Source organism: Gottfriedia luciferensis (assembly GCF_001712755.1).
GTDB classification, from domain to species: domain Bacteria; phylum Bacillota; class Bacilli; order Bacillales; family Bacillaceae_G; genus Gottfriedia; species Gottfriedia luciferensis_B.
This window is the reverse complement of the sequence record NZ_MDKC01000023.1, coordinates 253,011-274,405: the sequence shown is the minus strand read 5'-3', so window position 1 is coordinate 274,405 and position 21,395 is coordinate 253,011. Positions and strand designations below refer to the sequence as shown.

The window sequence follows — 21,395 nt, the reverse complement described above, 5'->3', positions numbered from 1 at the left end:
AAGATGTGACTATATGTAAAATAAAAAATCCGGCCCAATAAATGAACCAGATTCCTCAAGACTGCTTAATCTCCAATCTACGCGCAACCAACGATAAAACATAATTAACAATAAAATACATCAACGAAACCATCACCATAACAGGAATCACATAAGATTCCTTCTGCGCATAAATAATCTGTCCATTATGCAATAAATCTGGTAACGCAATAACAACAGCTAAACACGTATCTTTAAGTAAAGAAATAAACTGACTAACAAGCGGCGGAACCATTCGTCTCAATGCTTGGGGCAGAACGATGTGACGCAATGTCTGGATATAATTCAGTCCAGATGCACGTGCTGCTTCGATCTGTCCTTTTTCAATCGAGTTCAAACCACTTCGAATAATCTCCGAAATCATAGCTGATTCAAAAACCGTCAATGCAGCGATTGTGGCTGTGATTATTTTCATTTCAATCCCGATTTCTGGTAGGGCAAAATACGTAAAAAATATAATCAGTAGCAAAGGCAGGTTCCGAATGATCTCAACAATCGCGGTTAGTAATTGAGTAACAACAGGAATCTTCGTATATCTAAGCGTACCAATAAGTCCACCAATAATAAAACTAAGTACAATTGAAATGGCAGCGACCTTAAGGGTGACCCAAAATCCTTCTAGTAAAAATTTTATATGATCAAGTGTGTAAACATCAGCGAACGGCTGCAGAAAATCCATTCATCCACCTCCTTAATTACTTCTAGCCAAGCGTTTTTCTAAATAGCCTACACCAATACTTAAAGGAATCGTTAAGACTAAGTAAAATAAAGCTACAAAAATATAAGTATCAAAAGTTACATATGTCATTGCAGATATTAGATCGCCTTGATACATTAAATCTCCACCAGCTACGACTGCTAATAATGATGAATTTTTTACTAAATTTAGAAATTGGTTGCCAAGAGGAGGGATGACGATTTTTATCGCTTGGGGGAGAATAATCAATCTCATTGCCTGTCCGTAAGTCAATCCAGTTGAGCGAGCAGCTTCCATTTGTCCTTTTGGAACAGAGAGGATACCGGCACGGATTGCTTCGGAAATGAAGGCTGCTGTATAGATGGTCAATCCGATTGTTCCTGCAACCATTCCACTAAAACTTCCAGCTAAGTAAGTAAAAAATACGACCACTAGTACTGGGATATTACGGATAAATTCCACATAAATCGAACCTAACCAGTTAAGTGGTTTAATTGGAGCAATTCGCATGACAGCAATAATAGTTCCTAAAATAAAGCTACATAGTAACGCAATTAAACTAGTTAAAATGGTTACTCTTAATCCTTCTAAAAAATACTCCATATGTTCTGTTAGTATCGAGAAATCAATCAAAGGATTTCCTCCTAATTATCAGGAAAAGCAGGTCCGTAAAATTACGGACTCTGCAGTTCCCAACATCAATAATTATTTTTTAATCCATTTATTCTTAATTTCATCATATTTACCTGAATCTTTTAGGCTTTTTAATGCTTTATTTAACGCGTCGACAAGATCTTTATTGCCTTTTTTAACTGCAATTCCATAAGGCTCTTGCGTAAAAGTTCCACCTACTAATTCAAATGAAGGATCTTCTTCTTTCATCCCGTAAAGGATTGAATCATCAGTCGTTAAGGCATCACCTTTACCAGCTTTTAAGGCTGTAAATGCTTCAGCATAGTTTTCAAATTCAAGTACTGTTGTATCAGGAGCTTTCTGGCGAATATTTACTGCAGAAGTTGACCCTTTAACTGCAAGTACTTTTGTCCCTTTTTTCAGATCAGCAAGTCCATGAACTTTGCTACCTTTTTTCACAAGTAAAGATTGTCCCGCATTAAAGTAAACATCAGTAAAATCAACTTCTTTTTTACGTTCTTCATTAATGGTCATTGTAGCGACTACCGCATCAACTTTGCCGTTATTTAAGAGGCCAACCCTAGTTTTTGACGTAACCTCTATGTACTCAGGTTTAACATCATTGCCAAACATTTCTTTTGCAAGTGCCTTAGAAAGGTCAATATCAAATCCTTCTACTTTACCTGTTGAAGGGTTTTTCAATCCAAATAAACGAGTGTCATATTTTACACCAAATACGATTTTCTTATCATCCTTAATGCGTGCAAGAGCATCTTTGCTTTTTGAGTCATCCTTACCACCACAACCTGCAAGAACTAAGGCGGCCGTAGTTGAAACCAAAGCCATTTTCATAAATTTTTTTAAAAACATTCCATTACCTCCTATTAATGATTTAATATACGACTGAGAAATAAGCGAGCCCGTTCTTCACGCGGGTTCTCATAAAACTCAGCCGGAGTTGCTTCCTCTAATATGCGACCCTCGTCCATAAAGACGATTCGGTCGGCAACCTCTCTGGCAAATCCCATTTCATGTGTAACGACAACCATCGTCATGCCCTCCTTAGCAAGGGTCTTCATTACATCGAGCACCTCACCAATCATTTCAGGATCAAGTGCTGAAGTAGGTTCATCGAAAAGCATAATATCCGGTTTCATCGCAAGCCCGCGAGCTATTGCCACACGTTGTTGCTGACCACCAGAAAGCTGGGAAGGATAAGATTTCGCCTTCTCTAAAATTCCTACCTTTTCAAGAAAATGTTTTGCTGTTTCATTAGCCTCTTCTCTAGATTGGCCCAGTGCTTTCATAGGAGCGAGAGTGATATTTTCAAGCACAGTTTTGTGCGGATACAAATAAAAATGCTGAAAAACCATCCCAATATTGCGTCTTAACTTATTGAGATCTGTTTTTTTATCCCCAACAGAAATACCACTAACAGTAAGTGTCCCGTCATTAATTGACTCTAGATGATTGATACAACGCAACAAAGTACTCTTACCAGAACCGGACGGGCCAATCACAACAACAACTTCACCTTTATTGATTGTGAGATTAATATCTTTCAAGACTTGAAAATCGCCATAAAACTTATTTACATGTTTAAATTCAATCATTCCTGACCTCCTGTACAATTTTATTGACTATGTAAAATGGAGAATTTTGGGAATCAATATTTTATGTGTATGCTTGTTTACATTTACATATCACGTTTATTTCGTTTTTAGTCTTTTTGGACGAGGACTTTTGTACTAGACACATGAAAGAAACAAACAGTATTGTTCGATGTAGATAAACGGGATTACCTAGCAATATAAAGGGAAGAAATTCGTCAAAGTAGTGAGACAATAAGATTTTAAAGATTAATTATAATAGTAAAAATTCACTAAAAAAATTCATTATTTTATCATAAATTCCATAATTTTCTACAAATTAGTATGTTAAGATTTTCACATATTAGTAAATTTTTACTCATTAAAGGAAGGAGAATGCACAATGAAAGATATTTGATATTTGTTTATGAAGTTATAAAAGTAACTAGAAGCTGTTTAATACTAGAGAATGAACAGATTCTATCAACTCAAATTTTTACTAAAAAGTTTGAGGAAAGCTAAAAAAATAGCAAAAGCTAAGTCTATTTGTAATTGCTAGTTTTAGGAGACGCATTGATAGTTGTAAAGAAAAACAAAAAAATAATCTAGTAAAAATTAAAGTGAATTCTGGTGATTTAAAATTGTTTAAGAAAAAGGTATTAGTGATATTGGGGAGTATTGTTTTTATAGGTATCATCCTGTACATATCAAAAAATATAGTATTTTACAGACAATATCAGGATGATCTATCTATTACTAATGAAGAGTTAAAGAATAAACAAGTCACTCCTTGGGGAGTCAGATTAATTGGTCAAACTAGTAAAAATGAAAAAGTTATTAAAGTTGCAATTTTAGATAGTGGAGTTGATAAAGAACATCCAGATCTTAAGGGAAAAATTATTAAAGAATTTAATGCTACTAATCTACCTAATACAGATAAACTAGGTCACGGAACAGCTATAGCTGGGATATTAACAGCAAATGATAATGATATAGGTATTGTTGGGGTGAGAAAAAATATTGAGATTTATTCAGCTAAAGTTATGAGAGATAACGGAAAGATTTATAAACAAGACTTTATAAAAGGATTTGAATGGGCGATTTTAAATGATGTTGACATTATTAATATAAGTTTAGGTTTTAGTAAAGAGTTTCCAGAATTAAAAGAATTAGTAAAAAGGTCTATAGAACGAGGGATTATTCTTGTTGCTGCCAGTGGTAATAATTACGGTAAAAATGCATCATATCCAGCTAAATATAAAGAAGTTATTTCAGTAGGGATGATTAATCAGAGATTAAAACCATTAAAGCAGTCAGTTATAGGTAAAATTGATTTTGTTGCCCCAGGAGAAAATATACTTTCTACTAATAACCAAAAATTATATTCATATTATACTGGTGCATCGTTTTCTACAGCATTTATTACTGGAGTAGTTGCTGAATATTTATCTTATGAAAATTTCACTAAAAATAATGTAAGACAAATGAAAATTTATAATTGTTTAAAAATAAATTCAAAGGTAATTAGTGGTTCTAAAAAAATAGTAGGCAATGGAATACCCATAATAAATTAATTTATTAAAGGAGAAATATAATGATAAGAAAAATGATAAATCTATTTATTGTTTCGCTAGTATTTACAGTAATTATAGGAATATTTCCGAATTTGTCTGTAAAGGCAGCTGAAGTTGAAGAAGCAACTATAAATACTATTCAAGAAAATTTACAACAAACATTAAAAGATGAAAATATAATTGTAGAAGATTTAGATATTACCTCTTCAAACCTTTCTCTAAGCACATCTTTGAAAGATGCTACAGGGGATGTAAACAAAGTTGAGGTTGAAATTGTACCTGGGAAAAGTTATATTACTGTTAACTCTGAAGAAGTTACTGAATTAGGAAAAAAAGAATCTAAAAAATATAAAATTGATCTTGCGCATATGCAATTAAATGAAAATTCTTTTAAAGGGATATTTACAGATGTAGATACCAAACAAAAGTTTTCATATGATACAGAATTAGGTACGGCATCGTTAATATTCTTAATACCTATAGGGATTGTTATGACACCAGCTATACTAACTGCATTATTCCATACTGGAGCCATGATTATTGTCGGTGGGGCAGCTTATGTAATAGCAACTCAAGCTAAAAAAGATAAAAAATACAGTCACTTTTCAGCTACCGTGAAATCGGGAGGCGTATATATTGGTAAGGGGTTATCAAAATCAGAGGCTGTAACGAGGTTAAAGTCTAATAAAGATACGTGGTCTATATCTAAAAACCAGGCTAAGGGTGTTGCTGCTTCAGCTAATCCAACAGGGCAGCCATTACATGAGGTTGATAAATTAAACGGGAAACCTAAAAAAGGTTATTATTATCACTATCATCCGGCAATGCGTACTCCAAAATCGCACGCTTTCTATGGCGGGCCGGTTAATTAGAAAAGAGGGGATATTTATGACACAGTATCATTTCATTTCTTCACCAATAATATTGAAAGAGGGTTCCTTTGGTGAAAATGCCATTTCTCCTAATGTTTATGAAAATGAACTAGATTTTACACATGTCTATATGGAGAGAAATTATGACCCAGAAGAAAAGAAATTTTTTAGTTTCTCTAAACATTTTAAATACAAGTATCAAGTAAGTATGGTCTCTACACAAGTACCACTTAAAGGAGAGAAACGAATCACTCCAGAAGGTGAAAAATGTTTAAAAATTTTATACGAATACATTAGAGAAGCTGTAAATGAGAGTGGTGTAATCGAGTTTTTCGCTTCTTGGAATTCTGAAGAAGACTACCCAATTAGAGAAAAACGCCAAATTACACTAACTGATTTAAAAACTCCGAGAGACTTAATAATAGCCGATAGGGAATTTGTTACAATATATAAGGACGTACGTTGATTGAATAATTTTAAAATAATAAAAAAGGCATTTCCAACCTAAAAAATACCCTATTGAGTAAGCTCGTAAAAAAGCTACTTAATAGGGTATTTTTCTAGTAAAAATAGACTAGTATTTTTTAACCATCATTTTTACCAATTAAATATGTTAAAATTAAAATCAGATTAAGTTACATATAAAATACATCTTATGAATTTTACTAAATAAACGGAGGATTCCATGGATAAAAACCGTGTACGCTTTTATAATTTAATGAAGCTTCTAGAAAGAAAAACAGATATTGATAATGAGTTTACCTTTGATGAAATCAAAAAGAGATTAGCAGCAGGAGAAGAGGACTTTTCGTATAGTAAAAATACATTTTTAAAAGATATATCGGTATTAGAACATGTAGGTTTTGATGTAATTGAAAACGCTTCAGATGGTAAGGCAACTACATATAGTCACCAAGAAAGACTATTTGAATTACATGAACTCCGTTTATTAGTAGATGCTGTTACAGCTTCAAGATTTTTAAACAAACAAGAAACCAAAAAGATTATCGATAAATTAAAAAACCTTACAAGTGAAAATGAAGCCAAAAAGCTTCACAATGGTATTATCCCAGACACAGCCATTAAGAGTGAAAGCAATCGAATACACTTCTCAATCGATCAAATTCATCAAGCCATCGCTGAGAAAAAATTACTTACATTTCAATATGGCCGATACAATTTTAAGAAAAAATTTGAATTAAGCCATGATGGAAAAGAGTACTCAGTAAAGCCCCTCGCAGTAATTTGGTCAAACGACTACTATTACTTAATTACAAGAAGTTTACCAGATGATCAACTTAGACACTTCCGAGTAGATCGAATGAGAAAAGTTAAGAGAACAGAAGAGAAATTTCAAGATGAACGCTTTAACGTAGATGAATATTTGAGTACTGTTTTTAATATGTTCGCCGGTGAACCAGATTACGTAAAGATCAAGTTCAAAAAAGGATTATTAAATGTCGTACTAGATCGTTTTGGATTAAAGGCTGATATTCAAAAAGTGGATGAGGATCATTTCATTTTAACTACAAAAGCTGCGATTAGTGATGGATTGATTACTTGGATTTTAACATGGGGTAAAGATGCTCAGGTTATAAGTCCACCATCGGTGATTGATAAAGTTCAGGAACAAATTATTGAGATGAGTAAGTTGTATAGTATGAATTTGCAACAATAAGTTTTTACTAAAAAGAGTATCTTTCGGGGATGCTCTTTTTTCATAACGTAAAAAAACATACTGTCTATTTCGGCAGTATGTTTTCTAAAGGAATAAACAAAATTTTAAATAGGCTTAGGAAAGATAAATTTCCAATCGTTTATGGATTAGGTTCAAAGTTTGCGATGCGGCACGCTTTTTTCCGTGATCAAAGCGAAAATCTCGTTTTGGTCGTTTACTGCTCGTTTCGGCAAACTGATGCAACGGTTACTTAAATAATAGAAATAGAAATGTTCGGCTCCTTCACGTACTTCATTGACGTTCTCCCATTTGATCTTGGTTTCTTCCACAGGTGTGATCTCATGGATCCCGTTTTCATCGAGCGTAACGGTAGTTTCCCCGAACGATTGCTTATTAAGTGGGTTATTAACGAAGCTTTTTACACTTTGTTTTAGTACATACTTATGATGGAAGGGTAGGTAACCAAAATATACTAAAGTGAAAAGGCCAATCCAAATAAGGTTTTCTTTGATATTTGCATCGAATACATACGCATACACAAATAGCAAAGCAACATAATTTATAGCTGAAGCGATCTGATTCTCCCAGAACTGGCTTGTTTTTCGATTGGTCGCGTACAAATCGAGGTTAAATCTCATCACGTCTTGTTGGTCATAGGTGTAGGTGTAGTTCATGCTGTCTCTCTTTGTTTTCAGAAAATTCTATCTGTCTTATTTCAGTTTACTCGAGTTATATCTTGGATACAATACATCTTTCAAAAGATTAGGGGATTATCATTCTTGTGACGTTGTAACTGTTGGAACAATACTGTTTCAAAATCGCGAATCCGTAAAAAACAGCGATCATCTTCTGTTCGTTTGATGCGTTTTACGTGGAAAAGGGAGTGCTTCCTAATAAAACATTCATATTAACTTCAAAATTACTTTAATTAATATTCATTCAAATATGTTACTGTTTTCACAAAATGAAACTATTTTTTACTAAAAATGATGTGAGGTTTGTGAATGATGCTAAGGGTAATTTTCTTTTCTTTTATTTCAATTGTAGGGATGGGTTTAATAATATTTTTATATATACTATTTTTCCTACCAACCCTAGATACAAAGATTAAAATAGATAAAAATGAAATAAGTAAAAAATTAAATAGTAACCAAACAATTCTTATTCCTACTGAATTTGAAGTGAAAAATGTATATCTAATAGATGATGGTTTACTTTCACCACATATTGAAGTGCATCTTTCAAATGAAATTAATATAAGTATTCATTCATCAAATTACTTAGATTACGAAGGTGAGAAAAATGTTAGAACTAAAATTTTAAATAGTCTTAAAGTTAGAGAATATCAAACGAAAGATAGAAGAGTAATCTATATTTTTAAAGATGGACAACTTAATTGTTTTTATGAATTCTACGAAACTTTTAGGAGAAGTATTGATGAGTATTTATTAAAAAAAGTAGGACTAAATAACAAGAACCAAGGATTTAATCCTTGGCTCAAACACCTATCTTAATGTCTTACAACTTTTAAAGTTGTTGCTTGACTAGTATTTCCAGCAGCATCCCTTGAAGTTACAGCAATAGTGGTACCTTTTTTCTGGGCTTTAATCTTAACTGAAAAGTTTCCTTTTGAATCAGCTTTAGCAGTACCTAAAACCTTACTTCCAACTTTCACGGTTACAGTTGAGTTTGCTTCAGCTTTTCCAGTTACTTTCAAGTCGTTGTCATCTACTTTATTAACCTTTGGCTTTACTGGTGCAATAACATCTACAACGGTTACAGTTGTTGCTACACTTACATTTCCTGCAGCATCTTTAGCGGTTACAGTCAGTTTTGTTCCTGCACTTTGAACGGCTGATAATGGAACCGAATAGATTCCAGACGAATTAGTTTTTGCAGTTCCTAACACCTTAGTCCCTTTTTTTACAGTAACAGTAGAATTAGCCTCTGCTTTTCCTGTTACAACTTTGTCATTATTATCAACCCTATTTACAACAGGCTTAGCTGGGGCTATAACATCAATAACTGTTGTAGTTGCTGCTGCACTAGTATTACCAGCAGCATCTTTAGCGGTTACAGTCAGCTTTGTTCCTGCACTTTGAACGACTTTTAAACTGACCGAATAGTTTCCAGACGAGTTAGCTTTAGCAGATCCTAATACAGTAGTCCCTTTTTTTACAGAAACAGTAGAACCAGCCTCTGCTTTTCCAGTCACAACTTTGTCATTATTATCAACTTTATTTACAATCGGTTTATTTGGGGCAACATTGTCCTCGAAACCAGTTGCGATAGCATATAAGTCATCTTCAGTATTATTGTCAATATCGTCTGCATTATCATAATCCATAACTCCTATATAATAAGTACCAGCTTTAGCTTGATACGCTTGGTACTCAGTCCCGTCATCGTCATATTCCGAACCTAAGTATACTAACTTATTACTCTCAACAAAATCCTTTTCTACAGCTGCAAATAAAAGATCAATATTAATAGAGTTAGTTGCCCCAGCTATATATAAAACTCCATCAGTCGGTATGACTACTTTATGTAAATCTAAATCATACAAAGGAAGTAACTGCCCAATCAAGATTTTCTCATATGATGAATTATCTGCATAAGCAAACTCATCATTATATTCCGTCTCATAAATAAAATCATCATCTGCACTAGTGACATTATCTTTATTCATAGTACCCGTTTTATTAAAGCTTTTTACTGAAAAGGATCGAGCATATTTTACTTCTTTTCCAAGCTGATTAAACGTATGAAAATCTAGGATTCCTTTTTGAAGAGGTTTTTTAACCTGATGTTCAATCATCTTCTTTGATAAATCGTATCCCTTTCCTTCTGCCTTAACAGTTCCTAAAGACAATGGTGAAACTAATAATCCTAAAGTAACCAATGATAAGATTTTTTTATTAAGCACCAAACCACCCCTTGTTTATTATTAAGAACACTGAGGTCTCTAATGCTACTACAAATAATCAGGTACAACTATGGGCTTCAATACACATTTATTTTTCGACAATTAGAAAGACTATAGGCTTGTTTAATGAAATTTTAATAATAGAATTTGAAAGTAATTAAGTTAAATAAGACTATTTATGACGATTTTAATTGGAATTTATATTATTAAATCAATTAAACTCCTTAAGTATTTGGGAGTGTTTTGGTAAAATATGAAACTATTATCATATGCGAATAATCTAAGAATCATCATTTGATTCTCTTTTTTGATGTTCAAATTTTTGAACACCTTGCTTTATATAATAAATTTATCAAGTTTAGGAGGTATAAATAGTAGAGCGTTTAGGTATGTAGTAGTGCAATAGAATGAAAGACAATAGGGGGAAAATCATGAATAAAAGAAGTTTTATGTACTTATTTTTAACATTTTTAATTATGTTTTCATTTAATTCAAAATCAGCTTTTGCTGAAATAGGAGACCGTATCACGCCATATAGTGCATGGTTTAATTATAACTTTTCACTTCAAGAATATGAGTGGGATACACCTAAAGAAGTAGAATTGCAATTATTTGATATGTATACAGGTGACGAAGCAAATGAAATTGTGGCGAATGAAAATATGTATAATACGAAACCTGCAGATGATGAAGAATGGATTGTGATGGGTTTTAATTTAAAATATGTCTCAGGACCAGAAGAACCTTTATACGCTTATGATGTAATTTATAGTTACGATAGTTTTTATACGAAGTCTGGACAAAAAGTTAACCCAATTGATACAGCAATATTTTCAGGCCAGTTTGAAGGTTTAGATGAATTCGATGTAGAGTTATATCCAGGTGCTGAATCTGAAGTTTATTACGGTATTTTAGTGAAAAAAACAGTTGGCTATCCTCTCATTCGAATCGGGATGGGTTATGACTCTCGTGCAGATCAAACGATATATGGATGGTTCTCAACAGATCCAAATTATGTGGAGCCTATTCTTTCACCTACTAACGTAAAGGCAGCAGCTAGTTCATATAATAGCGTTAAATTAAGCTGGACAAAAGCGGATGATGTGACAGGTTATGAGATTTATCGTTCTACTTCCAGTACAGGTACGTATACGAAAATAGCAACTACTTCAAGTACTTCGTATACTAATACATCTTTAAACACAGGTACAACTTATTATTATAAGATTAAGTCGTATAAAACAGGAACACCTACACAATACAGTGATTATAGTAAGACAGTATCTGCAAAACCGGTCCTGTCTACACCAACATCCGTAAAAGCAGCTTCTTCTTCATACAATAGTGTAAAAACGAGCTGGGCAGCTGTAAGTGGAGCAAGTGGATATGAAGTTTACCGTTCAACGACAAGCACGGGAACATATTCACTTGCTGGTACAACCACTTCAACAAGCTTTAATAATACAGGGCTTACAACAAATAAAACTTATTATTACAAGGTAAAATCATACAGAATAGTCGGAAGTAAGAAGGTCTATGGTAATTATTCATCAATAGTAAGCGCAAAACCAATTCCATCTGTTCCAACTAATTTCAATGTCGCTAAAGTAAATTCAACTAGTTCAAAAATATCTTGGAGTTCTGTGAGTGGAGCAAGCGGTTATGAAATTTACAGATCTACCTCAAGTGCTGGATCATATAGTTTAGTAAAAAGAACAACTTCAACGTCTTATACAAATAGCGGTTTAACAAAAGGAAAGACATACTACTATAAAGTAAGAGCGTATCGAACAGTTGGAACTACTAAAGTATATAGTGGTTGGACAACAATCAAGAGCGTTAAGCTTTAAGTGTTAACTTTTTTATATTATAAAAGAAGGGAATCATTTGACGATTCTCTTTTTTTTATGATGAAACTTTTGAGAACCTTTCATATTAATGACAAAGAGGGATACTACTGTTTAATCGCTTTTTAAATAGACCAATATATAAAGTAAAATAATCTTAAATTTACTTTTATATACTGGATTTAGTTGATGCGATGTTAGAATATAACTAAAAATAATTAATAAACGAGGATCTTAAACATGTACATTCAACTAACAAAAAAGCTTTCAGATGAAATGAAAATAAAAGTAGAGAAACCAGATTTATCAAATGAAAATCAACTTTTTTGCTGGCATGCTAATATCTTTAAAATTGGCCGTAAAAAGTGTGTATTGGTAATGAATAATGTAACTAGATATTGTTTTGTTATGTATGGTCTATTAAAAAGGATTTTACAAATTTTGAAGAGTTAATGAAGAGAAGTATTGTGACAAATTTTCTGGCAAACGAATTTGATGTTGAGAAAGTTGATGCATATATGAAACAACTAGTTGAAGTTCAATACACTGCGACAAGCGATCGAAGTATTATTTCAAAAATGAATGATATGATCTATCTTGCTGAATCTTATGTTTATCACAAGGCTGAAGAAGGAGAAATTATTAGTTTACTTCATTTGAATCTTGATCTTAATGATACCCCTTTATACAAGTTACGTTCTTATCCGAATAAATTGATGAAAGAAGCATTGGATGAATTTTTTCATCAAATGAAGTGATCCTAGGAAACCTTCAAATGTGGTGATTCTAATTGATTTAAATCCTCAATATTTGAGGCGTAGCTTTAATCATAATTCGTTCTTACTGTTTTCTTTATATTTCTTTAATGCTTCATTAAATTCTTTTAGAATCACCTCATTTGGAATTCTGTCATTTTTACTCTTAACTTTTGTGTTTCCTTTTAACGGAACGATAATTCGATATCGTTCTTTTTCTTTTATATTAGTTGCGATTACATATGAATTTTCGGGAATTAAAAAATATCCTCAGCGTCCATCTTCCTCAAAGCTCTGTTACTTCTTTCATAATCAATTCGTTGTTCAACAATAACTTCTCATCTGCTTTCAATTCCCCTTTTAAATTAACACTTATTATAAAAGAGATTTTGAGTAATTGTTACAATTTAAGGAACAAACGTTAATAATCAGTTCACCTTCATACAATTTTCAAATTTAGAACATTTTACCAGAAATTAATATGTTAATATAATCAAAAAATCAAAACGTTTTCTGGGGGTTGTGTTAAATTTGAAAAGTTTCTACTATCTTATTTTTAGTTACTCAATTTTCATTTTAAATGTCACCTTCAACGGATTTAACAACTTCGATATATTTTTAAGTTTAAATTGTATTAGTATTTTATTAAGCTTGCTGAGTTTTCTAGTTTCAATCATTTCATCAAATAGGAGATGGAAGGAAAAGGTCAACATTGGTCTTAGTTTGAGTTTAATTCTAGTATCATCTCTTTGGATTAACTTAGTTTATGTTGGGGTTTAAATGGTTTTAAATAGTAATTTCAAGGAATAGGTGAGTATAATGGAGAAGTTTTTTAGAATAATATTATTTCTTATTTTAACGTTTATTGTGATTGTTATTTTGTTGATTTTCTTTTTAAAACCAGCCAGTAATGAAATTAGCGGTTCTTCTAAAAGTGTTCAAATTGTAGAAGAAGAAAATTATTCTGAAGGTTTTGGTGGTGGAGATATCATTACAACTGTTGCTGTTGAAGGGCAAAATATGGTTGAAAATAGTTCGGCACAACAAGGATTTGTTCCACAAGAAAACCGGACAGGATTCTATTTTGTAAAAGAAAAAAGTAACTTCTGCTATCAAAATAAAACGACTGACTAACTAATAGCAGTCGTTTTACCTAATGAGCTAAATCTCACTTCTTACAATCATAAGCAACCAAAGTAATATCCAATTCCTCTTCCAAATTCTCAATCTTACTCTTCGCATCATTAGTTAAATCTGCAATAAAAAAGTCACTGTTATTTAAATCTTTGTTCTCATTACTCATTTCAAAAATCCCCTTTACCAAAATTTTACCTTTTCATTATTCCCTGTGCTATAGAAACTATCCTAGCTATAATTGGACAATTAAATAAAATTTTATTAAGTAAAAAGGCTATAAGACGGATAACTTACTTTAGTAATTTACATTTGTTAAACTATTTATATTATTTAAACAATTTAGTGGGAATAATAGGTTTACAGAAGGGGTTGGATGTATGGATAAGGATACGGTTTTTGCAATTGGAGATATACACGGAAGCATAAATGAATTAGAAACATTACTTAAACAATGGAACCCAGATAATGAAAGGCTAGTACTTCTAGGAGATTTAGTTGATCGTGGAGAGAATCCATACGAGGTATTGATAAGAGCGCAGCAATTAGAAAAAGAAGACGGAGCGGTTGTTATACTAGGAAATCATGAGCAAATGTTATTGGACTGGCTTGAGCAACCTGAGTTTAAACAAGCGTATTACTACGGACAAGGTGGTTTAGAAACAATTAATTCATTTTTTAAATTTGAAATTACAAATAAAAGAGGTCCTAATGAAGTAGCGCAATTAATGAAAGAGCAATTTGAAGCTGAACTACAATTTATTAAATCTAGACCACTGTATTTCGAATGGCAAAATTATGTATTTGTTCATGCCGGAGTCGATCTGAATCTTGAAGATTGGAAAGAAACGACTGACAAGGAATTTTACTGGATTCGCGATGAGTTCCATTACGGAAAAAATGAAACAGATAAGACATTTATTTTCGGTCATACACCAACATCAATTCTTCACAAAACTGAAGGGAAATTCGATATTTGGTATTCACCTTGTAAAACGAAGATCTGTATTGATGGGGCTGCTGCATATGGTGGAGTTTTACATGGTATTAAAGTAAATAAAGATGGAATAATTTCAACTCATTCAATTTCTTCTCTAACAAGGTCAACTAAATATGAAATATAATTGAAAGAGTTGAAAGAAATCTATTATAAATTAATACATAGTTTTTGAATTTATAGTAAAAGTCGTTGCCTTTAAGGTAACGGCTTTCTTTTTTTGATATTGATTTTTGCACTAAAATTATTGCAAAAAATATGGTTTATTAGACTAAAATCAATTCACTTTATGTATTGAGGAGGTGATATTATGAATAATATTTCGATCAATATTAAAGAAAAAAATAGAGCTTTTGAAAAGGTACAAAACAAAATTGAAAAATCCATTAATTATAGGGTTCTTAAGTAAAGAAGCAAATTATGATTTGTATAAAAAAGCTACTCTTGACCAGCTAAAGAAAATATAGATTCAGTTAATTATGATAAAAAAATTAGAAAAATTAATAGTCGTTATCCATTAATACTAAATAGTCAAAGCTCAACAAATAGACTAGATAGGTTGGATACTTTGTGAAAATGAATTCACAACCGTCCAAGATGATTTATCTAATGGTGGAAATGACTTTATAAAAAAATAGGTACTATTATATGTTTTCGGACTATTATGATAAAATTAATCTTATTCAAGTTCATTTTGAGGTAAATGGTAATTTGAATAGGAAGAAGAGCTATTTATATGAGTTCTGACCTTTAATATTTCAGAGGTTGACTTTCCGACTACAAGAGAAGCCACCCGTGGCTAAGGAGGAAGAATTAAAAATGACAAAACTAGACCTACTGAAAGATTTTATTCTTAACAAAGAACTAGACATCGATGTATCTATACCTACTGAGGATTATACAAATTTTTCATACAATGGATTTGATGCGGGTACAGTCTATAATAATGACACCTACAGAATTTCTGTAGCTCGTGGAACAAAGGTAGAACGACTATTCCGTAAACGTAAATACAAAATGAAAGTTTCTAAAACCAATAACAACAATCTAGTTGCAACCTTTGAACTAGAAAGTGCTGTTGATTTTGTACAAGTTAAAACGCTGCTTCTAAATATGGATAAATTAGCTAGTAACGGACTTCGTGAAGAATTGAACCGTGCAGTAAATTAATTTCATTTTATTATTTAATTGGTATGACTACAGAAAAAATAAAGCTAACTGTAAACGTTGGTTAAATAATATGATCGAACCCACCAATAGATGGTGGGTTTTGTTTCATCTGATTTGATACTTTTGAGTAGACATATGTTCCACCACTATTTTTTAACCATGTTTGATTTATTCCAAATGCCATTTTAAACATAGAATCTAATTCTGAAATATCTACTCGATGAAAATCGAATTTGTCTACAGTCTTTTTTTATTTTTAAGGCGATATACATGCTGACAAAACATCATTTAATTCAATGAGATCAAGTAGGAATGATCGCGCTAAACTCTTTTCACTTCACCTAAAAAAGAACTAGTTATCTAAAACTATATCGACATAGATTTATAGGTACACCGTCACGGTGAAATCTAGTATCGAGTTCACTTTTGAATATTCTGATATTTTTGTAATATTAAATAAAAGTAAATAAAAAGGTGATAAACATATGTGCAAAAATAATAAAACAATCATAACAATGAATAAATATTATGTAAGACCAGGTGACGAAGTCGAATTTATGCCAAAAGAGGATAATGTAAAAGAGATCAAGCCCAATTCAGTAAAAGGTATTGTAACAAAAGTTCTTTCAAACTCTGTCATTGTTGATATGAGAAATGATCGTAACCACCGTAATTATTACGATCATGATCACACTGTAATCAACCACAAAAAGTATAAAATTTTAGCTCCAATTTCAAAAAGTTAATTTCCTAGAAAATAGCCTTAGCCCAAATAAAAGGGATAAGGCTATTTTTTATTTTGGTACTTATGAACTTATATGAATTCCTAATATAGTAAAAATTAAGTATGTAAAACTACCTAAGATTTGAACGCAAAAAAATAAAAAGAATTCTAGGGAAGATTACAAAATAAACGAAAAATGTAATATTTTTCATATTTACGTAACAGTAAATGTCATTTATTAACAAACTCAGACTTTAGACCGTTTTGCATTTCAATTAGTTTTGTTAAAATATTATTAGAAATTTAGAAAATATTGGAAATAAGGAGGACGAAATGAAAAAGGCAATTGTACAAATTAAGAACTTATCAAAGGAAATAAAAGGGAAGAAGATTGTTTCTGATTTAAGCTTTGATATTTTTGAAGGCGAAGTTTTTGGATTCTTAGGTCCAAATGGAGCTGGTAAGACGACGACGATCAGAATGATGGTTGGTTTGATGAATATCTCTGAAGGTGACGTTGTCATTAATGGTCATAGTATTAAGTCCAACTTTGAAGAAGCAATTAAGAATGTAGGGGCAATTGTAGAGAATCCAGAATTGTATAAATTTCTAAGTGGTTATGATAATTTACTGCAATATGCTCGAATGGATAAGAATGTAACAAAAGAGAAAATTAATGAAGTTGTTGAGCTTGTTGGTTTAACAGGAGCTATTCGTCAAAAAGTTAAAACGTATTCTCTTGGTATGAGACAGCGTCTTGGTTTAGCTCAATGCTTATTGCATGATCCGAAGGTTTTAATTCTTGATGAACCTACGAATGGACTTGATCCAGCGGGTATCCGAGAAATGAGAGATCACTTGCAGCTTCTTACGAAGAAAAAAGGCATGGCCATTATTGTATCGAGTCACTTATTAGCAGAAATGGAAATGATGTGTGATCGAATTGGTATTATTCAACAAGGTAAGCTTGTAGATGTACAAACAGTAACAGAGCTTACAACTGAAGATGTTCAAACGTATTCAATTGAAGTGAATAATAATGAAACTGCACTTAAAGTATTATCTAAACATAATGCGCAATTAGTTGATGGAGAAATACATATTGAATTAACGAGAGAAGATGTACCGAATGTAATTGAGTTATTAGTCGAAAATCGCATTCGCGTATATGGATTTAAAGCAAATGCAAAAACATTGGAAGATCGTTTCTTAGAAATTACGAATGTTTAACAACTCTTTAGTAGTCTCATTAGTTTGTTGATGCTTTAGAATTTCCAAAAGAAAGGAACTTAGAATATGTTAAAATTGATTCAAAATGAATGGATAAAGATTATTAAAAGACCAGGTACTATTGTGATGGTTGCCCTTATTGTTTTACTTGTTGGTGCTACTGGTGCTTTTGTAAAATATTATGAACATAAAAAAGAGCAAAATGCAGATCAGAATTGGAAGCAAACATTACAAGTACAAACAGCAGAAGATAAAAAACAATTAAAAGGTATAAGTAATAAAGACCCTCAAAGACAGTTTTTAGAACGATCAATTGCAATTAATGAGTATAGAATAGACCATAATATATCACCAGATGAGAAGACTAATGTTTGGACTTTTATGGATACTTCATCAAGTTTAATTATATTAGTAAGTTTATTTACGATTATAGTTTCTGGTAATATAGTAGCGAGTGAGTTTAATTGGGGGACGATTAAACTATTACTAATCCGTCCTTTTTCTAGAAAAAAAATAATTATGTCAAAGTATTTAACTAGTATTCTATTTGGTTTTGCTATGTTATTTATATTATTTCTAGTTTCGAATCTACTTGGTTTAGTACTTTTTGGTGCAGGAAGTGGGAATACTTCATATTTAGCATATGTCGATGGCCATGTTGAAGAGCAAAGTAGGCTTGTCTATTCTGCAAAGCTTTACGTAATGAGTTTTATCGAAACATTTATGCTTGCTACGATGGCGTTTATGGTGTCAACAGTATTTAGGAACAATACAATTGCGATCGGGATCTCAATTTTACTATTAACAGTCGGAAATACAGTAACAGTTATTTTGTCGGGATTCTTTGACTGGACAAAGTTTATCTTATTTGCCAATACAAACTTAATGCAGTACGTTAATGGCACTCCACCAGTTGAAGGCATGACAATGACATTCTCAGTAATTATGCTATTAGTCTATTTTGTTATTTTCCTAGGATTATCAATAGTTGTATTTTCAAAACGAGATGTAACAGCTTAAGTTGTTAGAGTGTTCTTTTTTAAGTACTAAAATCAATAAAAAAACAAAAGCCTTATTCTGATTTATGAATAAGGTTTTTTCAATGTATTGAAAGATATAGGAGTCAATATAAAAAGTATGCAGAAGTTTCTAATACCCGTTGATTAAATATTATTTTTTACGTTCTTAATTGTTTAAATAATGATTTCTATGAAAATTATTTAAGACTTCTTTCAAAAATCAATGTAAAAGTAATGAATACGCTCATTTTAAAAAGTAAAGTCAAAAAGGCGATTACTTTAATTGCAAATGTAAAGTTGCATTAGTAGAAATTGAATTTGACTTTTAGATATATTTAGTCAATAAAACAGCATTTTTTATATAATGATTATTCTAATGATTTAAAGATTAATTTTTATATTTGAAGAGTTGATTGGAACGAAGGGATGTTCGACTCCTATGGGAGATGCAGGAAGGGTGAGACCCCGCAGGAACGAGGAGGCTCAGCTCATGCCCCATGGAAAGCGAGCAACCCGTAGTGGAAATCAACAAGACATTCTTATTTCGTTGTTATTTCTTTTTTCAACAGCAAAAAAAACCTTATTCTAATTTATGAATAAGGTTTTTTTATTTCTAAAATAATGATTGTATTTTTTCTTTCATGATTTCATTGTACAGTTTCAATGCTTGGTCATACTCTTTTTCTTCAAAAAATTTAGTTAATTCTTCATACTGCTTAATATGATTTTCAACAGAACTTCTTCTATAGGAATAATATTTACTTGCAATAATCTCAAATTTATTTTGTAAAGCTCCGATTGTTTCCATTAATAAATCATTTTGGCTCGTTTGTAAAATAAGATTATGATAACGATTAGCTTCTAAGTAATATAAATCATGATCATCATCAGCAACCGCATTTTTCAATAACTGAGTACATTCATACATTTCATTAATTGGAAAATCAAGCATTTTCCTTTTAGCTTTTTCAATGCTTCCAATGCCTAAAAATAATCGACATTCAAAAAAATTAACGATATCTATCAATGTAATTTGAATATTTTGCACCATTGAGCCTTGGTTTTTAAAATGTTTAACTAAACCACTTGATTCCAATTTGACAAGCGCCCTTCGGATAGGGGTTCTACTCATATTCAAATCCTTTACAAGTGATGCTTCAGTTATATATGTTCCAGGAGAGTATTTCCCTTGTATGATAAATTTTTTGATTTCTTCATATGCTTTTTGTTCTAGTGTTATATTATTTGGCAAGTATTTCACCATCCTACTTTCTAGTGTTATTTTAATGTCCAGCTAAACAGAGTGGAATTTTTTATCAATCCACTCATTATACTTACAAACCAATAGAACTAATATTATACAAAAAGTATACAATAAAATTGACTAAATAGTATAGAAAAATAGTTGATTCAATTATTTGGTAATAAAGGGAAATATCTAATTGAATGAATCAAATGATATATGAAGTAGGCTGGTGTTTAAAGAATACTGAAGTAGGTATGTTAGATTTATATTGATTTGAGTATAAAAAATGTATACAAAAATAACTTTATTAGTTAATTATCGATAATCAATAAAAAAACATCTAAAGCCTTAAAAGCTTTAGATGTTTTTATTGCATTCATATTAGAACATTAAATCCATAAATGCTTCTTCTTTCAGTTGAGTTAAGATTTCAGTTGCTTTATCAAATTCAGATTTTTCCACACGATCAATAAGAGAATTATATAAATCTAATGTATGTGGAATTCTATTTTTTCTTACGTTAAATACATTCGATGACGATGCTTCTTCAGTAAATCTCTTCCATAGATTATCAAGCATTTCGATGATTAAATTATTTTGAGAATTTAGTAAAAATGTTTTATAAAACTCTGTCAACGCTCGGTGATAATTGTAGGCATCATCCCCGTTGTATGCTTTTTCCATAGAGGCAGTCATTTCTCTAAGTAGTTTGACATTAAATGGAGTATGCTTCCTTTGGGATTTTTCTACACAAAATACAGCAAAGCACCATTGAATTTCAATCATATTTATAATTTCATGTAAAGTAAAATGAGTATATGTAACAGTCGTTCCATGAAAGTTATTATGTGATAACAACCCTTCAGATACAAGCCTTCCAAGTGCTCTTCTAATCGGTGTTCTGCTCATTTGTAGTTCAGATACAAGTGCAGTTTCCTTCAAATGCATACCAGTTTGATACTCACCTGAAAGGATCAAACTTTTTAATTTTTCATATGCAATTTGTTCTAAAGTTTTCTCTTTTGCCATTTTATTCTCCTACTATAAATGTATTAACTGATTCATAAAAGATCTTCTTATTTAATCCTTAATAGTATACATTAAAAATCCAATTGATAAGCTATAGAAAAAAATAATTCAATTTTTGATAAAGGAATATAGGTGTATTTTAGTATTAGTAGGTCGATTATTATCTGAATTTAAAAATGTTCAATTAGTTAAACGATGTATTTTTTTCCATTAATTAGAATAATTTCCAACCCCAT

Annotated in this window: 22 protein-coding genes and 1 pseudogene; 13 read left to right on the top strand and 10 right to left on the bottom strand. The window is 31.4% G+C overall.

Annotation, left to right across the window (positions count from 1 at the left end; translation table 11 throughout):
- Window positions 1-55 precede the first annotated feature (55 nt).
- From BED47_RS14550 to BED47_RS14535, 4 genes are all read right to left on the bottom strand, one after another.
- Window positions 56-718, bottom strand: coding sequence for an amino acid ABC transporter permease (locus BED47_RS14550; RefSeq protein WP_069034259.1), 663 nt, complete (start codon window positions 716-718; stop codon window positions 56-58).
- 12 nt (window positions 719-730) lie between these two features.
- Window positions 731-1,369 (bottom strand): amino acid ABC transporter permease, encoded by a 639-nt coding sequence (locus BED47_RS14545; protein ID WP_069034258.1) that lies wholly within the window; start codon window positions 1,367-1,369, stop codon window positions 731-733.
- Between the two features lie 72 nt (window positions 1,370-1,441).
- Window positions 1,442-2,239 (bottom strand): transporter substrate-binding domain-containing protein, encoded by a 798-nt coding sequence (locus BED47_RS14540; RefSeq protein ID WP_069034257.1) that lies wholly within the window; start codon window positions 2,237-2,239, stop codon window positions 1,442-1,444.
- Window positions 2,240-2,253: 14 nt separating this feature from the next.
- On the bottom strand, window positions 2,254-2,982 hold the full coding sequence (locus BED47_RS14535; RefSeq protein WP_069034256.1) for an amino acid ABC transporter ATP-binding protein: 729 nt from the start codon (window positions 2,980-2,982) through the stop codon (window positions 2,254-2,256).
- A gap of 617 nt (window positions 2,983-3,599) precedes the next feature.
- Here BED47_RS14535 and BED47_RS14530 point away from each other — a divergent pair.
- The 4 genes from BED47_RS14530 (at window position 3,600) to BED47_RS14515 (ending at window position 7,082) form a co-directional block, all read left to right on the top strand.
- Window positions 3,600-4,532, top strand: a complete 933-nt coding sequence (locus BED47_RS14530) for a S8 family serine peptidase (protein WP_175403501.1) — start codon at window positions 3,600-3,602, stop codon at window positions 4,530-4,532.
- A gap of 20 nt (window positions 4,533-4,552) precedes the next feature.
- Window positions 4,553-5,404 carry an SAR2788 family putative toxin gene (locus BED47_RS14525; RefSeq protein ID WP_069034255.1) on the top strand — a complete coding sequence of 284 codons (852 nt, stop codon included), beginning with the start codon at window positions 4,553-4,555 and terminating at the stop codon, window positions 5,402-5,404.
- A gap of 16 nt (window positions 5,405-5,420) precedes the next feature.
- Complete coding sequence (locus tag BED47_RS14520) at window positions 5,421-5,870, top strand: hypothetical protein (protein ID WP_069034254.1); 450 nt, start codon at window positions 5,421-5,423, stop codon at window positions 5,868-5,870.
- 219 nt (window positions 5,871-6,089) lie between these two features.
- Complete coding sequence (locus tag BED47_RS14515) at window positions 6,090-7,082, top strand: helix-turn-helix transcriptional regulator (RefSeq protein WP_069034253.1); 993 nt, start codon at window positions 6,090-6,092, stop codon at window positions 7,080-7,082.
- Window positions 7,083-7,234: 152 nt separating this feature from the next.
- On the opposite strand, the gene BED47_RS14510 is transcribed toward BED47_RS14515, so the two are convergent.
- Window positions 7,235-7,756: a YcxB family protein gene (locus tag BED47_RS14510; RefSeq protein WP_069034252.1), complete on the bottom strand. Its 522-nt coding sequence runs from the start codon at window positions 7,754-7,756 to the stop codon at window positions 7,235-7,237.
- Window positions 7,757-8,086: 330 nt separating this feature from the next.
- On the opposite strand from BED47_RS14510, the gene BED47_RS14505 reads away from it, so the two are divergent.
- On the top strand, window positions 8,087-8,596 hold the full coding sequence (locus tag BED47_RS14505) for a hypothetical protein (protein ID WP_069034251.1): 510 nt from the start codon (window positions 8,087-8,089) through the stop codon (window positions 8,594-8,596).
- Here BED47_RS14505 and BED47_RS14500 read toward each other — a convergent pair.
- Window positions 8,593-10,008, bottom strand: a complete 1,416-nt coding sequence (locus BED47_RS14500; protein WP_069034250.1) for an Ig-like domain-containing protein — start codon at window positions 10,006-10,008, stop codon at window positions 8,593-8,595. The two genes, BED47_RS14505 and BED47_RS14500, sit on opposite strands and share 4 nt — an antisense overlap.
- Before the next feature lie 431 nt (window positions 10,009-10,439).
- On the opposite strand from BED47_RS14500, the gene BED47_RS14495 reads away from it, so the two are divergent.
- The 3 genes and pseudogenes from BED47_RS14495 to BED47_RS14485 all read left to right on the top strand — a co-directional run bounded on the left by BED47_RS14495 (window position 10,440) and on the right by BED47_RS14485 (window position 13,744).
- The gene (locus BED47_RS14495; protein ID WP_069034249.1) at window positions 10,440-11,858 is read left to right on the top strand and encodes a fibronectin type III domain-containing protein; all 1,419 of its coding nucleotides are present in this window, start codon (window positions 10,440-10,442) and stop codon (window positions 11,856-11,858) included.
- A 237-nt stretch (window positions 11,859-12,095) separates the two neighbouring features.
- A pseudogene (locus BED47_RS24580) lies at window positions 12,096-12,613 on the top strand (DUF6933 domain-containing protein).
- 816 nt (window positions 12,614-13,429) lie between these two features.
- Window positions 13,430-13,744: a hypothetical protein gene (locus BED47_RS14485; RefSeq protein WP_069034248.1), complete on the top strand. Its 315-nt coding sequence runs from the start codon at window positions 13,430-13,432 to the stop codon at window positions 13,742-13,744.
- Window positions 13,745-13,778: 34 nt separating this feature from the next.
- Here the strand turns inward: BED47_RS14485 and BED47_RS24410 are convergent, their stop codons facing one another.
- Complete coding sequence (locus tag BED47_RS24410) at window positions 13,779-13,913, bottom strand: hypothetical protein (protein WP_286133442.1); 135 nt, start codon at window positions 13,911-13,913, stop codon at window positions 13,779-13,781.
- Between the two features lie 211 nt (window positions 13,914-14,124).
- Here BED47_RS24410 and BED47_RS14480 point away from each other — a divergent pair, with 211 nt between their 5' ends.
- Together BED47_RS14480 and BED47_RS14475 are read left to right on the top strand one after the other, a co-directional pair.
- A complete protein-coding gene (locus tag BED47_RS14480; RefSeq protein WP_069034247.1) occupies window positions 14,125-14,868 on the top strand; it encodes a metallophosphoesterase family protein in 744 nt (247 codons plus the stop codon).
- Window positions 14,869-15,560: 692 nt separating this feature from the next.
- Window positions 15,561-15,911 carry a hypothetical protein gene (locus BED47_RS14475; RefSeq protein WP_069034246.1) on the top strand — a complete coding sequence of 117 codons (351 nt, stop codon included), beginning with the start codon at window positions 15,561-15,563 and terminating at the stop codon, window positions 15,909-15,911.
- Window positions 15,912-15,972: 61 nt separating this feature from the next.
- Here BED47_RS14475 and BED47_RS24405 read toward each other — a convergent pair whose 3' ends face one another.
- The gene (locus BED47_RS24405) at window positions 15,973-16,104 is read right to left on the bottom strand and encodes a hypothetical protein (RefSeq protein WP_286143714.1); all 132 of its coding nucleotides are present in this window, start codon (window positions 16,102-16,104) and stop codon (window positions 15,973-15,975) included.
- A gap of 292 nt (window positions 16,105-16,396) precedes the next feature.
- Between BED47_RS24405 and BED47_RS14470 the strand changes: the two genes are divergently transcribed.
- The 3 genes from BED47_RS14470 to BED47_RS14460 all read left to right on the top strand — a co-directional run bounded on the left by BED47_RS14470 (window position 16,397) and on the right by BED47_RS14460 (window position 18,885).
- Entirely contained in the window at window positions 16,397-16,657 is a 261-nt protein-coding gene (locus BED47_RS14470; protein WP_069034245.1) for a DUF2187 family protein, read from the top strand.
- A 311-nt stretch (window positions 16,658-16,968) separates the two neighbouring features.
- Window positions 16,969-17,865: an ABC transporter ATP-binding protein gene (locus BED47_RS14465; protein ID WP_069034244.1), complete on the top strand. Its 897-nt coding sequence runs from the start codon at window positions 16,969-16,971 to the stop codon at window positions 17,863-17,865.
- Window positions 17,866-17,931: 66 nt separating this feature from the next.
- On the top strand, window positions 17,932-18,885 hold the full coding sequence (locus tag BED47_RS14460; protein WP_069034243.1) for an ABC transporter permease: 954 nt from the start codon (window positions 17,932-17,934) through the stop codon (window positions 18,883-18,885).
- Window positions 18,886-19,497: 612 nt separating this feature from the next.
- On the opposite strand, the gene BED47_RS14455 is transcribed toward BED47_RS14460, so the two are convergent.
- Together BED47_RS14455 and BED47_RS14450 are read right to left on the bottom strand one after the other, a co-directional pair.
- A complete protein-coding gene (locus BED47_RS14455) occupies window positions 19,498-20,136 on the bottom strand; it encodes a GntR family transcriptional regulator (protein ID WP_069034242.1) in 639 nt (212 codons plus the stop codon).
- Between the two features lie 375 nt (window positions 20,137-20,511).
- Entirely contained in the window at window positions 20,512-21,159 is a 648-nt protein-coding gene (locus tag BED47_RS14450) for a GntR family transcriptional regulator (RefSeq protein WP_069034241.1), read from the bottom strand.
- Window positions 21,160-21,395 lie beyond the last annotated feature (236 nt).

Excerpts from the sequence above, each read along its gene's own strand:
- BED47_RS14475 (WP_069034246.1), top strand. The coding sequence starts at position 15,561 with ATGACAAAACTAGACCTACTGAAAGATTTTATTCTTAACAAAGAACTA.
- BED47_RS14510 (WP_069034252.1), bottom strand. The coding sequence starts at position 7,756 with ATGAACTACACCTACACCTATGACCAACAAGACGTGATGAGATTTAAC.
- BED47_RS14515 (WP_069034253.1), top strand. The coding sequence starts at position 6,090 with ATGGATAAAAACCGTGTACGCTTTTATAATTTAATGAAGCTTCTAGAA.
- BED47_RS14540 (WP_069034257.1), bottom strand. The coding sequence starts at position 2,239 with ATGTTTTTAAAAAAATTTATGAAAATGGCTTTGGTTTCAACTACGGCC.
- BED47_RS14495 (WP_069034249.1), top strand. The coding sequence starts at position 10,440 with ATGAATAAAAGAAGTTTTATGTACTTATTTTTAACATTTTTAATTATG.
- BED47_RS14505 (WP_069034251.1), top strand. The coding sequence starts at position 8,087 with ATGATGCTAAGGGTAATTTTCTTTTCTTTTATTTCAATTGTAGGGATG.
- BED47_RS14485 (WP_069034248.1), top strand. The coding sequence starts at position 13,430 with ATGGAGAAGTTTTTTAGAATAATATTATTTCTTATTTTAACGTTTATT.
- BED47_RS14450 (WP_069034241.1), bottom strand. The coding sequence starts at position 21,159 with ATGGCAAAAGAGAAAACTTTAGAACAAATTGCATATGAAAAATTAAAA.
- BED47_RS14480 (WP_069034247.1), top strand. The coding sequence starts at position 14,125 with ATGGATAAGGATACGGTTTTTGCAATTGGAGATATACACGGAAGCATA.
- BED47_RS14460 (WP_069034243.1), top strand. The coding sequence starts at position 17,932 with ATGTTAAAATTGATTCAAAATGAATGGATAAAGATTATTAAAAGACCA.
- BED47_RS14465 (WP_069034244.1), top strand. The coding sequence starts at position 16,969 with ATGAAAAAGGCAATTGTACAAATTAAGAACTTATCAAAGGAAATAAAA.
- BED47_RS14550 (WP_069034259.1), bottom strand. The coding sequence starts at position 718 with ATGGATTTTCTGCAGCCGTTCGCTGATGTTTACACACTTGATCATATA.
- BED47_RS14525 (WP_069034255.1), top strand. The coding sequence starts at position 4,553 with ATGATAAGAAAAATGATAAATCTATTTATTGTTTCGCTAGTATTTACA.
- BED47_RS24410 (WP_286133442.1), bottom strand. The coding sequence starts at position 13,913 with ATGAGTAATGAGAACAAAGATTTAAATAACAGTGACTTTTTTATTGCA.
- BED47_RS24405 (WP_286143714.1), bottom strand. The coding sequence starts at position 16,104 with ATGTTTAAAATGGCATTTGGAATAAATCAAACATGGTTAAAAAATAGT.
- BED47_RS14470 (WP_069034245.1), top strand. The coding sequence starts at position 16,397 with ATGTGCAAAAATAATAAAACAATCATAACAATGAATAAATATTATGTA.
- BED47_RS14535 (WP_069034256.1), bottom strand. The coding sequence starts at position 2,982 with ATGATTGAATTTAAACATGTAAATAAGTTTTATGGCGATTTTCAAGTC.
- BED47_RS14520 (WP_069034254.1), top strand. The coding sequence starts at position 5,421 with ATGACACAGTATCATTTCATTTCTTCACCAATAATATTGAAAGAGGGT.